We start from the raw sequence: 13699 nt of genomic DNA, 5'->3' as shown, positions 1-13699 counted from the left end.
GAAAAAAGGGATGGTGCTGCTGGTGCTCCTGACCTTGACCCTGCAGGCAGGCGGCCCGGGGAATAGGCCGGGCCATTGGGTTGTGGACGGTGGGCCCAAATGTTGTGGGGGCGGGTAGTTCTGGTAACCCTCACCCTGTGGTGGTGCTTCCCATATCGAGTAATGTTCGGTGTACTTTTATCAAAGTTTATGAGCGAAATAGAAGCTATTCTGAAAACCTGGACGAGACCTGGACGCCAGCACCTAAACTTGCGGGTAGGTAAAGTCTTATGGGCCAAATACGCCGAGAAAGTGCGGATTACAGAAAGGCGCTGCGCTTAGTGGAGGCCCGCGACCTGCTGGCGGCCAGGCCCTACACGGCCTATGAGCTGGCCCAGGTGCTGGGGGTGCATAAGCGCACGGCCCTGCGCTACCTGCTCGAGGACTTGCAGGCGGTGGAGGTGGGCAGGGTGGGGCGTTCTCCACAGTATCAGCTGCTGCAAAGCCACGAGCTGAGCCCGGTGGAGGCCCTGGTCACGCACAGCGCCCTGCGGATGCTCTACCACCACACCCCCGGCTACGAACCCACCTACCTATCGGCCCTCAAAAAGCTGGCCCGGCGGCTGCCCTCCCCGGCCCAGGAGCTGGCGCTCAAGAGCACCGAGGACCTCGAGCGCCGCACCCTGCAGCGCCGCGATGAAGGGCAGGCCATGGCCGTGGTGGCCGAGGCCTGGTTCAAGCGCCAGCGTATCGAGTTCGACTACCTCAAGCCCGGTGGCTCGGGCCGGCCGCGCAAAAATCTGCTCGAGGTCTACTTCCTCGAGGTGGCCCGCACCAACCTGGGGATGTATGTGATCGGGCTCGAGCGCGGCTACCACCAAGCCCTGCGCACCTACAAGCTGAGCCGGATGCGCCGGGTGCGGGCGGTGGGCGAGCCGGGGGCCTACACCATCCCGCCGGACTTCGACCCCCGCCACTACCTCTCCAATGCCTGGGGGGTGGTGGGCAGCAGCGGCGGCGTGCCGGTGGAGGTTCGGCTTCGCTTCCGCCCTGAGGCCGCCTACCGCATCCTGGAGGGCGGCTACCCCAACCTGCGTATTGCCTCGAGGCTCCCCGACGGGGGCCTCGAGGTTTGCATTACCGTGGGCACCAACAACGACAACTTCCCCCTGGAGCTTCTGTCCTGGGTGCAGAGCTGGGGGCCTCGGGTGGAGGTGTTGGAACCGGCCCGCCTGCGGCAGCGGTGGCTTTCGGAGGCGCGGCAGGTGCTGGAAGAGTACGCCAGGGGGTTCGAAGGGATGAAGGGGAAGGTGGGTTCATGAGCCTTTCGGAGACCGCCAGGGCGCTGTGGGCCAAAAGCGACCGGGGCCGGGAGCAGGGCGCCTGGCATCCGCTCATTGCACACTTGCTCGACGTGGCGGCCTGCGCCGAGGCGATCCTCGAGCGCGAGCCCCCCAAGACCCTCGAGCTTTACGCCCACGATCTAAGCCTGGAGCCCCAGCAAGCCAAGGCCTGGGTTTGCGCTCTGGCGGGCTTGCACGATATCGGCAAGGCCAGCCCGGCCTTCCAGCAGAAATGGCCCGAGGGCAAGGAACGGCTCTGGGCCACAGGGCTCACCTGGTCAAGCGACCCAACGCCGCCGCCCCACGACCTTTCCCACAGCATCATCAGCGAGGTGGTGCTGCCCGAACTGCTCGAGGCCAGGGGTTGGAAATACCGGGCCGCCCAGAATGTCGCAGCGGCGGTGGGGGAGCACCACGGCTTCCGGGCAACAAGGGGCGATCTGGACAAAGCAACAACCCGCGAGAAAGGCAACGCGAACTGGGACGAGGTGCGCCGCGAGCTATTCGAAGCGGTGCTCGAGGTGCTGGGGGTGGGGGAGGCTCCCAAAGTTAAGCTCTACGGGGGTGCGGCTTTCGAGCGCCTGGCGGGCCTTACCAGCTTCGCCGACTGGATTGGCTCGAGCCTCGACTTTCACCCCCTCGGCGACGACCTGGCCGGGTATTACCGGGAGGCCAAGGCGCGGGCCGCGCAAAAGCTCGATGGCATCGGCTGGTTCCAGCGCAAAACCCTGATGCCCGAGCCGCAAAGCCTGGAAGAGGTCTTTGCCTATCTGGGTAGCCCCGAAGCGCCGTTCAGGGCCCGCCCACTGCAAGCTGCCATCGAGCGCCTCCTGGAGGGCGTGGATTGCCCCGCCTTATTGCTGGTGGAGGCCCCCATGGGCGAAGGCAAGACCGAGGCGGCCTTCTACGCCCACCTGCGCCTGCAAGCCGCCAACGGCCACCGGGGGATGTACGTGGCCCTGCCCACCCAGGCCACCGGCAACCTCATGTTCGAGCGGGCCAAGGCCTTTCTGGATCGCTGGGGGCAGTCCCGCAAGCTCGACCTGCAACTCTTGCACGGGGCCAGCGAGTTGGTGGAGGCCTACCAGGAGATACGCGTGCGCCCCAACAGCCCCGAAGAGCGCGAGGAAGGGGTGGAGGCCCAGGTCTGGTTCTCCCACCGCAAGCGCGGTTTGCTCTCCGAGTACGCCGTGGGCACGGTGGATCAGGCCCTCCTGGGCATCCTGCCCACCAAGCACCAGTTCGTGCGGCTGTGGGGTCTGGGCAACCGGGTGGTGGTGCTGGACGAGGTGCACGCCTACGACACCTACACCAGCGGCCTCATCGAGATGCTGGTGCGCTGGCTTAGGGCGCTGGATTCATCGGTCGTGCTGATGAGCGCGACCCTGCCCAGGGCCAAGCGGGAAAATCTGCTCAGGGCGTTTGGGGCCGAGAAGATAACCGAGGACAAGCCATACCCCCGCATTACCCGTGTCGTAAAGGACAACCCCATGCCCGTGGTGGAGACCTTTGAGGCGTGCAAACAGCTCACCCTGCAGCTACGGGCCTTGCCGCTCGACCTCGAGGCCATCGCCGAGCAGGCGCTCGAGCAGGCCCGCCGGGGCGGCTGTGTGGCCTGCATTGTCAACACTGTGCAGCGGGCGCAGGAGCTGTACCGGGCTTTGGCGGGCAATTCGGATGGGGTGGAGGTATACCTGTTTCATGCCCGCTATCCGCTCGAGGAGCGCTTAAATCGCGAGCAGCTTGTTCTAGCTAAGTTTGGTAAGCAGGGGCAGCGCCCTAAAAGGGCCATCCTGGTTGCCACCCAGGTGGTTGAACAATCGCTCGACCTCGACTTCGATGTGATGTTCACCGACCTGGCCCCGGTGGATCTGGTTTTGCAGCGCGCAGGGCGGCTGCACCGCCACGCCCGCAGCGCGGAGGAGCGGCATTCCCACACCGAACCGGTGTTGTGGGTGGCGGGTTTGGAGTGCGAAGGGGTGCCCGACTTCGGTACGGCCGAACGCATCTACGAGCGCTACGTTCTGCTGCGGAGCTGGCTGGCCCTGCGCAACCGCACCCGGATCGGGCTTCCGGGCGATATCGACCGCCTGGTGCAGGAGGTTTACAGCGACATGCCCCAGGGGCCTTCGGAAGCGTGGAAGAGGGCCCTTGAGGAAGCCCAGGCCCGCATGGAAAAAAGGGACGCCCGAGATCAGGACGAGGCCTTCTACGCGCCTTTTGGCGACCCCGATGAAACCGGCTGGCTCGAGCCCCGGGACTTCACCAGGCTGCCCGACGACGAGCCCAACCCCGACGACGACCCCAGCCTGCTCAAAACCCGCAAAGGCCCCCCCAGCGCCACGGTGGTGCTGCTGCATAGGGTGGGCGGGCAGCTCTGCCTCGATGCGGGCGGGAAGGAGGGGGTGAGCCTGGCCAGCCAGCTCGAGCTGGCCCAGGCCAGGCGCATCTTTGCCCGCTCGGTCAAGCTCAGCCGGTACGAGCTGGTGCAAAACAACCTCGAGGCCCTGGAGGCCCATCGGAAAGCCCACGACCTGCCCACCAAGCCCTGGAGTGAAACTCCCCTATTGGCCCATGCCCATCCGGTGGTGCTCGAGGGAGGGTGCGCGGTGCTGGGGGAACTTGTGCTCGAGCTTCACCCCGAGCTTGGGGTGGTTTACGGGAGTGCGCTATGATAGTCAGAGTTCCTCGCCTAAGCGTGGATGAACCGTTAGTAGCTTTCAGGATAAAAAGTTCCCCACACAAGTGGGGATGTAAACAAAAGTCAAAGTTAGTCGTTTTTAGGATTCAAAGGATTGACACATCCAAAAAACTTTATTACACTACCAACAAACCGACAAGCCCTGCCCGCCGCCAAGTTGAGAAGGGCTCATCGGTGAGAAAGGAGGTGTTTCCCTTGCTCTATGGCATTTTAGCAGACGATGAACTGGTTGAGCTAGTGATGGATGCAGCGCGCGCTGCAAATGTTCCCAACATAGCAAAACTCAGAGCTGAACTCGAATTAAGACTGGGAGAATACAGGTTGTTCGAACAGTACGGCTCGCTCGATGAATGGGATTGTGACATCTGTGTTCATGCTGCCAAGTTCCGAAGCTAAAAGGAGGTGTGTTTTGCCCACGTTTAATCTAATAACCCAGCCCTGGATTCCCGTGCGAACGGGAAACGAGCTTTTGCTTGTGAGCCTCGAGCAGGCCCTGCTCGAGGCTCACAAGTTCGAGCGCATCGAAGACCCCAGCCCGCTGGTGACGGCGGCCTTGCACCGCTTGCTGCTGGCGGTGCTGCACCGGGCGCTGGAGGGCCCCGCCGATGCCTACGAGGCGGCCGAGTGGTTCGAAGAGGGGTTCGATCGCGGAAAGATTCAGACCTATCTGAGTAAGTACCGGGATCGCTTCGACCTGTTCCACCCCGAGCGGCCCTTCTACCAGGTGCCCGACTTCAGTCTCGAGCGCTCCTGCCGCTCCTGGACGGTGCTGGCCCCCGAACTCAACTCCGACAACAACAAGGTGCTCTTCGACCACACCGTCACCTCGAGGCCCCGCCCCCTCCTGCCCGCCGAGGCCGCCCGGCTGTTGGTGGCCAACCAGACCTTTGCCCTTTCTGCAGGCAAGAGCGTGCTGTGCCACACCGCCACGGCGCCGGTCGCGACGGCGGCTCTGGCGCTGGTGCTGGGCGACAACCTCCACCAGACGCTGTGCCTGAACCTAGTGGCCTATCCCAAAAGGGAGCACGAGCACGATTTCGCCACCTGGGAGCAGGAGCCCCTGAAGGTTGCCGACCTGGCGGACTGCGAGCGGGCCAGGGCCAGCGCCAAGGGCATCGTGCACCGCTACACCTGGCTCGCGCGCGCGGTGCGCCTGCACCCTGAGGAGGAAGATGGTCAGACTATCGTACGCTGGATCGCCTACGCCTCGGGGGTTCGCTACGAGGAGAGCCAGGTTCGGCGCGACCCGATGGTGGCGTTTCGCCCTGACCCCAAAGACCCCACCAGAGAGCGCCCCCTCGGCTTTAGCGAGGGCCGGGCCTTGTGGCGCGACTTTGCCGCTTTGCTGCCCAAGCCCGGCTCGGCCCAGGGGCTGGCCGTGGCCGACCATGCCCGCAACGTTTACCGCGCCCTGGGCCGCCATTTCAGGCAGCGGGGCCTCCCCGTGATGGTGGCGGGTCAGGCCAGTGATCAGGCCAAGGTCGAACTCTGGCGGGGGGAGATATACCGCCTGCCCGAGGCCATTTTGGGCGAGACCGACCTGCGCGCTTTTGTCGAGCAATGCCTGAACGAAGCCGAAGTGATGGGAGAGGTTTTGAATGGGGCTGCTCGAGCCCTGGCCGCCGGGTTGCTGTCCATGGGGGATCGCAAGCCCCATAAAGACGACGTGAGCAAGCTGGCCCGGAGCTTTCCTCACCAGGTGGCTTACTGGTCGGCGCTCGAGGGCCATTTCGCCGATTGGATAAGCCAGCTCGGCCCCGATTTCGAAAAGCAGCAGGCTCGGCTCGAGCGGGCCTGGCGCGAGATTCTCCAGCGCGAGGCCCTGCAGGCCTGGCGGCTTGCTGCTTTGGCCGCGGGGGACGATGCCCGGGCTTTGCGGGCCGTTCACAAGGGCGAGGGCATTTTGCTGGCCCATATCTACAAACAAAAGGAGGTAGTGGGTGCAAAAGGAAGTCAGTAGAGAACAGGCTTTTGTACGGTACCTGCGCCAGCGCAGCACGCCAGCCGACCTGGCACGGATGCGCCGCGGCCTGGATGCGCCGGGAGCGGAGGTGGTTCCGCTGGTTGAGGGGTTCCTGGGGCGCATCCAGGACGAGCACGAAGATCGCTGGGAGCGGATTTGTTATTACCTGGTGGCCGGTTTGTGGGCCAGCACGGTCTCTTCATCGGAGCTGGAGCAGTTTCGCAAAGATGAAGAGGAGCCTGAGGTGGGCCAGAACAATGAAGGAGGCGTGAATAAAGGCTACCGCCGCACGCTGGGTCACGCCATTGCACAGCTTTACCTTGCGCGCGACCAGTCCAAAAGCATCGAGCAGCGCTTTATCGCCCTGCTGGATGCCGATGAAGAGCAGTTGCCCTACCGCCTGCGCCAGATGGTGCAGCTTATTGAGAGCCAGGACGACATCCGCATCTACTGGTCGGAACTCCTGCGCGACCTGCTGGCCTGGAACCGTGAGCGCAAGCCAGTGCAACAGAAATGGGCCAGGGCTTTCTACCGTACCGTTGCTAAGGAAGAGACCATCTCCATGGAGGGTGAAGATGCGCAGTAAACAGTGGTTGTGGGTAGCGATTGCGGCTATGGTGCTGGGGTTCGCTTATTTTTGGTTCTCCCCCTACCTTGCCCTTCGCGGGTTGCAGCGGGCCATAGCAACCAACAACGCTTCGGCCGTTTCAAGATATGTGGACTTTCCCAGGGTGCGGGAAAGCCTGAAATCCGATCTCAACCGCGCGTTTATGCGAGAAGTTGAGAAAGACACCACGGGCTTCGGGGCGCTGGCCCTGGCTTTTGTGGGGCCGATGGTCGACCGGGTTATAGATGCTTACGTCACGCCTGAAGGGCTTGCCAGCGTTGGTACGGGAGAGGAGCCGGGGCAGGCCGATACACAAAATGTGACCCACTGGCGCATCAAGCGCCGCGGTCTCTCCGAAGCGTTTATTCACGCTAAAGATAACCCCAACGAAGGCCTGGTCATGGAACGCCAGGGCCTGGGGTGGAAGGTTGTTCGGCTACAGATCGATCTCAATCTATCGCAATAGGAGAAAAACATGAAACACCTGCTCGAGATTCACATCCTGCAAAACTTCGCCCCCTCCAACCTCAACCGCGACGACACTGGCTCTCCCAAGGATGCCATTTTTGGTGGCTACCGCCGCGGGCGCATCAGCAGCCAGTGCCTCAAGCGGGCTGCACGGGAGTATGTGCGCGACCACCCCAATGGCCTGCCCCAGGAGGCGCTGGCTTTACGCACCAAGCGGCTGGTTCAGGCATTGGTAGATCAGCTCGAGGCCAGGGGCAGGGGCAAGGAGGAAGCCCGGCAGAAGGTGGAGCAAGCCCTGGGCGGTATGGGCCTGAGGGTTGATGCAGAGGGCAAAACCCAGTACCTGCTGTTTTTGGGCAGGCAAGAGGTAGCCAGGATCGCTGACCTCATCGACCAGCACTGGGATGGCCTGGTGGCCCCCCAGGCCGAGGAAGAGGGGGGTAAAAAGAAAACCAAAGATGCCAAGAAAGCTGCCAGGGAAGCCGTCCCCGACGAAATCAAAAAAGCCCTGGGCAGTGTGTTAGATGGCGGCAAGGCCCTGGACGTGGCCCTGTTCGGGCGCATGCTGGCCGACCTCCCCGAGAAGAACCAGGACGCCGCCTGCCAGGTGGCCCATGCCCTTTCCACCCACGCCGTGGAGCGCGAGTTCGACTTCTACACCGCTGTGGACGACCTCAAGCCCGATGACAATGCGGGGGCCGACATGATCGGTACGGTGGAGTTCAACTCGGCCTGCTTTTACCGCTATGTTGCGCTCGACCTCGAGAAGCTCCGTGCGAACCTCCAGAACGATACCGAGCTGATGCTCCGGGGCCTCGAGGCCTTCCTGCGGGCGATAGTCAAAGCCAAGCCCAGCGGCAAGCAGAACTCCTTTGCGGCCCACAACGACCCCGAGTATGTGCTGTTCACGGTGCGTCAGGAAGCCGACCCGCGCAACCTGGCCAACGCCTTCGAGAAGCCGGTGCGCCCAAGCCGGGAAAAAAGCCTTACCGAGGCCTCGGTGGAGCGGCTCGAGGCCAGGTGGCAAAAGCTCTCCGCCGCCTACGGGCAGGATGGAGCGGCCTGGGTGCTCAACCTCACCGATGCCCAGAGCCAGATCGGCACGCCCGTGGGAAGCCTGGACGAACTGGTGCAAAGCACAATGAAAGCTGTCAGGGCCAACCTTGGGCTGGAGGTCTGAGATGCCCACCCTGCTGTTGCGCCTGGCGGGCCCCATGCAGTCCTGGGGCACCAAAAGCCGCTTTGACGAGCGAGACACCGACCTCACCCCCTCCAAAAGCGGGGTGATCGGCTTGCTGTGTGCGGCTATGGGCATAGACCGCGAAGAGCGGGCGCCTGTGCTCGAGCTGGCGCGTTTGCGGATGGGGGTGCGCGTCGACCAGCCGGGGGTGCTGCGCTACGACTACCAGACCGCCCAGAACGTGATCGCCGCCGATGAGTCCAAGGTGCACCCCACCACCACATCCCGGCGCTACTACCTGGCCGATGCGGTTTTCCTGGTGGGGCTCGAGGGGGAAGACCAACGCCTCCTGGAGCGCGCGCACCGGGCGCTGAAGAACCCCTCCTGGCCGCTATTTCTGGGTAGAAAGGGCTACCTGCCCAGCCCAGGGGTGTATCTCGAGGACGGCCTGCGCGAGGAGCCTTTGCAGGAAGCCCTCAAGTACCGCTACCTCGGGCGCGATTGGCCGAAGGACGAAGAGGGGAAGGATTGCGAGTCGGTCAGGTGCCTGGTCATGCTGGAAAACTGGGGCTCGAGCGAAGGTTCGCTGCGCATGGATCAGCCGCTGGGCTCCTTTGCGGAACGCCGCTTTGGGGCCCGTTTTGTGGTTCCTCATTGGGTGGAGGTGAAGCGTGTACCTGAGCCGACTCCAGCTTGATCCCCGCTCTAAGCAGGCCCGCACCGACCTGGCCAGCCCCTATGAGCTGCACGCCACCCTGTGCCATGCCTTTGCCGGGCCCAATCAGACCCCAGCGCGCTTTTTGTGGCGGGCTGAGGTAGGAAAAATCCCCATTGTGCTGGTGCAGAGTGCCGGGATGCCGGACTGGGAAAAATTGGTCCAGCGTTTCCCCGGCTACTTTGCCCAGCCCCCAGCCTCCAAACCCATCCCCCTCGAGCACCTCCAGCCTGCCCAGGTGCTGCGCTTTCGCCTACGTGCTAACCCTACTGTGACCAAAAAAGATCCCAACAATCCTGATAGCAAAAAGCGCAAGCGCCACGGTTTGAAAACCCTCGAAGAGCAGCTCGAGTGGCTGCATCGCCAGGGAGCCAAAGGGGGCTTCTCGGTGCTGGGCGCGATGGTGGTTCAGAGCGAGCGGGTGCGCATGTACAAACACGACGGCTCCGGCCCGATTGTGCTTCAGTCGGTGCTGTACGAGGGGCATCTGAAGATCACCGACCTCGAGGCTTTCAAACACACCCTGGCTGCTGGCCTGGGCCACGCCAAAGCCCTGGGTTTTGGCCTGCTTTCCATCGCAAAGGTGTAGCCATGAAGTACGAGACCCGCAACCTCCAGGAACTCCCCAAATTCCGCGATGGGCTCTCGTACCTTTACCTGGAACACGGCCGCCTCGAGCAGCAAGACCAGGCGGTGGCCTACTACAGCCAGGAAGGGGTGGTAGCCATCCCGGCGGCGGCGCTGGGGGTGCTGATGCTGGGCCCTGGCACCTCCATCACCCACGCCGCTATACGCCAGCTAGCCAACAACGGCTGTTCAGTGTTCTGGGTGGGTGAGGAGATGGTGCGCTTCTATGCCAGCGGGATGGGGGAGACCCGCTCCAGCGCCAACCTGATGCGCCAGGTGCGGGCCTGGGCCGACCCCGAGGCCCACCTCGAGGTGGTCAAGCGCCTCTACCGGCTGCGCTTTCCCGAGCCGCTGTCGCCCGAGCTTTCCCTTGAGCAAATCCGGGGCCTGGAAGGGGTGCGGGTGCGCGAGACCTACGCCCGCTGGAGCCGCGAGACCGGCGTGGAGTGGAAGGGCCGCAACTACCAGCGGGGCAACTGGGCCGCCGCCGACCCCATCAACCGCGCCATCTCCGCCGGGGCAGCCTGCCTGTATGGCCTGGCCCACGCCGCCATCCTCTCGGCGGGCTACAGCCCGGCCCTGGGCTTCATCCACACCGGTAAGCAGCTTTCCTTCGTTTACGACGTGGCCGATATCTACAAGGCCGAAACCCTCATACCCACCGCCTTCCGAGTGGTCGCCGAGTCGGACGTGGGCGTCGAACGCCGCGTGCGCCACACCCTGCGCGAACAGCTTAAGGAGGTCAAGCTCCTGGAGCGCATCGTCTCCGACCTGCATAGCCTCTTCGATGCCCTCGAGACCCCCGACCCCTACGCTGCCGACCCCGCAGCACCGGGCGATCTATGGGATCCCGACGGCCCGGTTCCAGGTGGGATAGCCTATGGTAGTGATCGTCCTGGAGAAGGTACCCAAGACCCTGAGGGGTGAGCTCTCGCGCTGGATGCTCGAGGTGAGTACCGGTGTGTTTGTGGGCAGCGTTTCGGCGCTGGTGCGCGACCTGCTCTGGGAAAAGTGCGTCGCCAAAAAAACTGCTGGACGCTGCTGCCTGCTCTACCGCACCAACAACGAACAGGGCTTTGCCATCCGAACCCATGGCGACACCACCCGCACCCTCGTAGACTTTGACGGCCTGACCCTGGTGGCCGTGAAGAATGCCGAGTGGGAGCGTATGCACCAAAAGCGAAGTAGAAAAGCCAAACCAGGGGTGAATCTTGACAATCAGACTCGGGATTCTGACACTTCCGGGGGATCGAGCGGCTAGTTTTGCTGTTAGAATCAAGTGTATTCCCCGCACCCGCGGGGATGAACCGAAAGCACCCTGTCCTCAACGGACCGTTCAACGTATTCCCCGCACCCGCGGGGATGAACCGGCCGATGCCGTGTCCCCCAGCACGGTCAGCAGCGTATTCCCCGCACCCGCGGGGATGAACCGAGCAAACGGGAAAAACGAAAAGAGCAGCGCCGCGTATTCCCCGCACCCGCGGGGATGAACCAGATCCGCCCCACTTATCAATCGGGGCGTCCCCGTATTCCCCGCACCCGCGGGGATGAACCGAATAGTGGCCACAGCCACAGTAGCCACCTGCAGTATTTCCCGCACCCGCGGGGATGAACCGACGTATACTGGACCTACAGGCTAGTGGAGCGGGTATTCCCCGCACCCGCGGGGATGAACCGGGCAGAGCGTCGTTGCACAGCCCAGCGTCGCGTATTCCCCGCACCCGCGGGGATGAACCGAAGTCCCTGAGCCGTTCTTGATTGTCCCGATGAGTATTCCCCGCACCCGCGGGGATGAACCGGTGCCGGATCCGATGTGCTGGGTGTAGAGCTGGTATTCCCCGCACCCGCGGGGATGAACCGAGCGCCTGTACGGCAGCCAGGTGCCCGGCGACGTATTCCCCGCACCCGCGGGGATGAACCGGAAATCCTGTAAATATCCCCTGACTCGCTAACGTATTCCCCGCACCCGCGGGGATGAACCGAGCGTACCCTATCGGCACCGAATGTTTGCGCAGTATTCCCCGCACCCGCGGGGATGAACCGAGGTGACGCATGAGAGAAATACCCATCCGCGTCCGTATTCCCCGCACCCGCGGGGATGAACCGGAAATCCTGTAAATATCCCCTGACTCGCTAACGTATTCCCCGCACCCGCGGGGATGAACCGAGCGTACCCTATCGGCACCGAATGTTTGCGCAGTATTCCCCGCACCCGCGGGGATGAACCGAGGTGACGCATGAGAGAAATACCCATCCGCGTCCGTATTCCCCGCACCCGCGGGGATGAACCGGCGGCCTGCCCCTGGGCCGCCCCCGAGCCTGAGTATTCCCCGCACCCGCGGGGATGAACCGCTCTTGTAGCGCGTTTTGAGCCGCCCGGTACAGTATTCCCCGCACCCGCGGGGATGAACCGAGAAAGCGCAGCACCGGCTTGGGCTCGTCGGAGTATTCCCCGCACCCGCGGGGATGAACCGAACTGCACGAGCGCGAAATGCTCGGGCAGGACGTATTCCCCGCACCCGCGGGGATGAACCGCTCCCTCAGGCCCTCGACTGGTACCCGGTGCGTATTCCCCGCACCCGCGGGGATGAACCGCCCTGGTCGGGCAGGGAGCCCCGCCCTACAACGTATTCCCCGCACCCGCGGGGATGAACCGGGCCATGAGATGCTCGAGCGGCCATGCGCCAGCGTATTCCCCGCACCCGCGGGGATGAACCGTCTTAAGCCTGATCTTCGGCCAGGAGTACGCCGTATTCCCCGCACCCGCGGGGATGAACCGTCCTGTAGCCCTACGTCCAGACCGAGGGTCTTTGTATTCCCCGCACCCGCGGGGATGAACCGGTGGACATCGGCTTCAGCAACCCGGCCCTCGAGGTATTCCCCGCACCCGCGGGGATGAACCGGATGGGGCGAAGTCCCGATCGAGAAGTCGCCCGTATTCCCCGCACCCGCGGGGATGAACCGCTCTGCGCCGCCTCGGGACTTGTGGGGGTTGCCGTATTCCCCGCACCCGCGGGGATGAACCGACGGCCTGACCCTGACCCTCTCCATGCGCGAGGTATTCCCCGCACCCGCGGGGATGAACCGCATGAATATCCGGATTCCCACTTTAGCAGGGGTATTCCCCGCACCCGCGGGGATGAACCGGTCATTCTGGCGCTGGGCCTGGACAGGGCCCTCGTATTCCCCGCACCCGCGGGGATGAACCGTAGCCATCGGCGCGGAGCCCATCGCGAAATGCGTATTCCCCGCACCCGCGGGGATGAACCGGTGCCACCGCAGTACACGTCCAAGACGTGCTGCGTATTCCCCGCACCCGCGGGGATGAACCCTGCGCCCGGTGCTGAGCCGGTTGGCCGTGCGCGTATTCCCCGCACCCGCGGGGATGAACCGCGCAGGGCATCGGCCCAATCGGCGGGGCCCCAGTATTCCCCGCACCCGCGGGGATGAACCGGAGGGAACTGGCATGACCTGGCGGGTAGCGCGCGTATTCCCCGCACCCGCGGGGATGAACCGGGTCTCAGACGTACCACCAGGGGGGTAGAGGAGTATTCCCCGCACCCGCGGGGATGAACCGCTGAGGATGCCGCCACACGGTATCAGGCCACAGTATTCCCCGCACCCGCGGGGATGAACCGCCGCGCAGGTTGTGCAAGGCTTGCTTGGTGAAGTATTCCCCGCACCCGCGGGGATGAACCGTGAAGCGTCCTTTTTTGTCACGCTTGGGCAGTGTATTCCCCGCACCCGCGGGGATGAACCGTGCTGAACCGGATGACCGGGCCCGCCTCGAGCGTATTCCCCGCACCCGCGGGGATGAACCGTACTCGAGCACGTCTAGCCCCCTAGATGATGCCGTATTCCCCGCACCCGCGGGGATGAACCGTAGGGCGGCCCCTTCGTCCCCCAGCGCTCGTAGTATTCCCCGCACCCGCGGGGATGAACCGGAAAACGATCACACCAAGGACATGGAGCGCTACGTATTCCCCGCACCCGCGGGGATGAACCGGTCAGGTAGGGAAGCCCGTCTTTTGCCCTCGGCGTATTCCCCGCACCCGCGGGGATGAACCGTGGACATTACACAATGGCGCGCTACCATGTAATGTATTCCCCGCACCC

At 63.9% G+C, this 13699-nt stretch carries 11 protein-coding genes and 1 CRISPR repeat array (1 of these 12 only partly in view); all 11 genes read left to right on the top strand.

The window, feature by feature from the left end; genetic code table 11:
• Positions 1–269: 269 nt before the first annotated feature.
• From MRUB_RS15195 to cas2e, 11 genes are read left to right on the top strand one after another with little or no spacing between them, the layout of a single operon-like run.
• On the top strand, positions 270–1301 hold the full coding sequence (locus MRUB_RS15195; protein ID WP_013015263.1) for a helix-turn-helix transcriptional regulator: 1032 nt from the start codon (positions 270–272) through the stop codon (positions 1299–1301).
• The gene (locus MRUB_RS15190; protein ID WP_013015262.1) at positions 1298–3997 is read left to right on the top strand and encodes a CRISPR-associated helicase/endonuclease Cas3; all 2700 of its coding nucleotides are present in this window, start codon (positions 1298–1300) and stop codon (positions 3995–3997) included. Before MRUB_RS15195 ends, MRUB_RS15190 begins: the two co-directional genes overlap by 4 nt.
• Entirely contained in the window at positions 3994–4419 is a 426-nt protein-coding gene (locus MRUB_RS15870; protein ID WP_157413581.1) for a hypothetical protein, read from the top strand. Before MRUB_RS15190 ends, MRUB_RS15870 begins: the two co-directional genes overlap by 4 nt.
• Before the next feature lie 13 nt (positions 4420–4432).
• Positions 4433–5983 carry a type I-E CRISPR-associated protein Cse1/CasA gene (gene casA, locus MRUB_RS15185; protein WP_013015261.1) on the top strand — a complete coding sequence of 517 codons (1551 nt, stop codon included), beginning with the start codon at positions 4433–4435 and terminating at the stop codon, positions 5981–5983.
• Positions 5964–6572 (top strand): type I-E CRISPR-associated protein Cse2/CasB, encoded by a 609-nt coding sequence (casB, locus tag MRUB_RS15180; protein WP_013015260.1) that lies wholly within the window; start codon positions 5964–5966, stop codon positions 6570–6572. The genes casA and casB overlap by 20 nt, the downstream gene beginning before the upstream one ends.
• Positions 6562–7059 (top strand): DUF2939 domain-containing protein, encoded by a 498-nt coding sequence (locus MRUB_RS15175; RefSeq protein ID WP_013015259.1) that lies wholly within the window; start codon positions 6562–6564, stop codon positions 7057–7059. Before casB ends, MRUB_RS15175 begins: the two co-directional genes overlap by 11 nt.
• A 9-nt stretch (positions 7060–7068) precedes the next feature.
• Positions 7069–8241 (top strand): type I-E CRISPR-associated protein Cas7/Cse4/CasC, encoded by a 1173-nt coding sequence (cas7e, locus tag MRUB_RS15170; RefSeq protein ID WP_013015258.1) that lies wholly within the window; start codon positions 7069–7071, stop codon positions 8239–8241.
• A 1-nt stretch (position 8242) separates the two neighbouring features.
• Positions 8243–8938, top strand: a complete 696-nt coding sequence (cas5e, locus tag MRUB_RS15165) for a type I-E CRISPR-associated protein Cas5/CasD (protein ID WP_013015257.1) — start codon at positions 8243–8245, stop codon at positions 8936–8938.
• Positions 8913–9545, top strand: coding sequence for a type I-E CRISPR-associated protein Cas6/Cse3/CasE (cas6e, locus tag MRUB_RS15160; protein ID WP_013015256.1), 633 nt, complete (start codon positions 8913–8915; stop codon positions 9543–9545). Before cas5e ends, cas6e begins: the two co-directional genes overlap by 26 nt.
• A gap of 2 nt (positions 9546–9547) precedes the next feature.
• Positions 9548–10510 carry a type I-E CRISPR-associated endonuclease Cas1e gene (gene cas1e, locus MRUB_RS15155; RefSeq protein ID WP_013015255.1) on the top strand — a complete coding sequence of 321 codons (963 nt, stop codon included), beginning with the start codon at positions 9548–9550 and terminating at the stop codon, positions 10508–10510.
• Complete coding sequence (gene cas2e, locus MRUB_RS15150; RefSeq protein WP_013015254.1) at positions 10464–10844, top strand: type I-E CRISPR-associated endoribonuclease Cas2e; 381 nt, start codon at positions 10464–10466, stop codon at positions 10842–10844. The genes cas1e and cas2e overlap by 47 nt, the downstream gene beginning before the upstream one ends.
• Positions 10845–10864: 20 nt before the next feature.
• A CRISPR array of direct repeats spans positions 10865–13699; the repeat unit is 29 nt; unit sequence GTATTCCCCGCACCCGCGGGGATGAACCG (it continues 1721 nt past the right edge of the window).

Source organism: Meiothermus ruber DSM 1279, from assembly GCF_000024425.1.
Classification (GTDB): Bacteria; Deinococcota; Deinococci; order Deinococcales; family Thermaceae; genus Meiothermus; species Meiothermus ruber.
This window is presented reverse-complemented; position numbering and strand designations above follow the sequence as displayed.

What these genes read in the sequence shown, in the direction of transcription:
- MRUB_RS15195 (WP_013015263.1), top strand. Translation starts at nt 270, where the DNA reads ATGGGCCAAATACGCCGAGAAAGTGCGGATTACAGAAAGGCGCTGCGC.
- MRUB_RS15190 (WP_013015262.1), top strand. Translation starts at nt 1,298, where the DNA reads ATGAGCCTTTCGGAGACCGCCAGGGCGCTGTGGGCCAAAAGCGACCGG.
- MRUB_RS15870 (WP_157413581.1), top strand. Translation starts at nt 3,994, where the DNA reads ATGATAGTCAGAGTTCCTCGCCTAAGCGTGGATGAACCGTTAGTAGCT.
- MRUB_RS15175 (WP_013015259.1), top strand. Translation starts at nt 6,562, where the DNA reads ATGCGCAGTAAACAGTGGTTGTGGGTAGCGATTGCGGCTATGGTGCTG.
- cas7e (WP_013015258.1), top strand. Translation starts at nt 7,069, where the DNA reads ATGAAACACCTGCTCGAGATTCACATCCTGCAAAACTTCGCCCCCTCC.
- cas5e (WP_013015257.1), top strand. Translation starts at nt 8,243, where the DNA reads ATGCCCACCCTGCTGTTGCGCCTGGCGGGCCCCATGCAGTCCTGGGGC.
- cas1e (WP_013015255.1), top strand. Translation starts at nt 9,548, where the DNA reads ATGAAGTACGAGACCCGCAACCTCCAGGAACTCCCCAAATTCCGCGAT.
- cas2e (WP_013015254.1), top strand. Translation starts at nt 10,464, where the DNA reads ATGGTAGTGATCGTCCTGGAGAAGGTACCCAAGACCCTGAGGGGTGAG.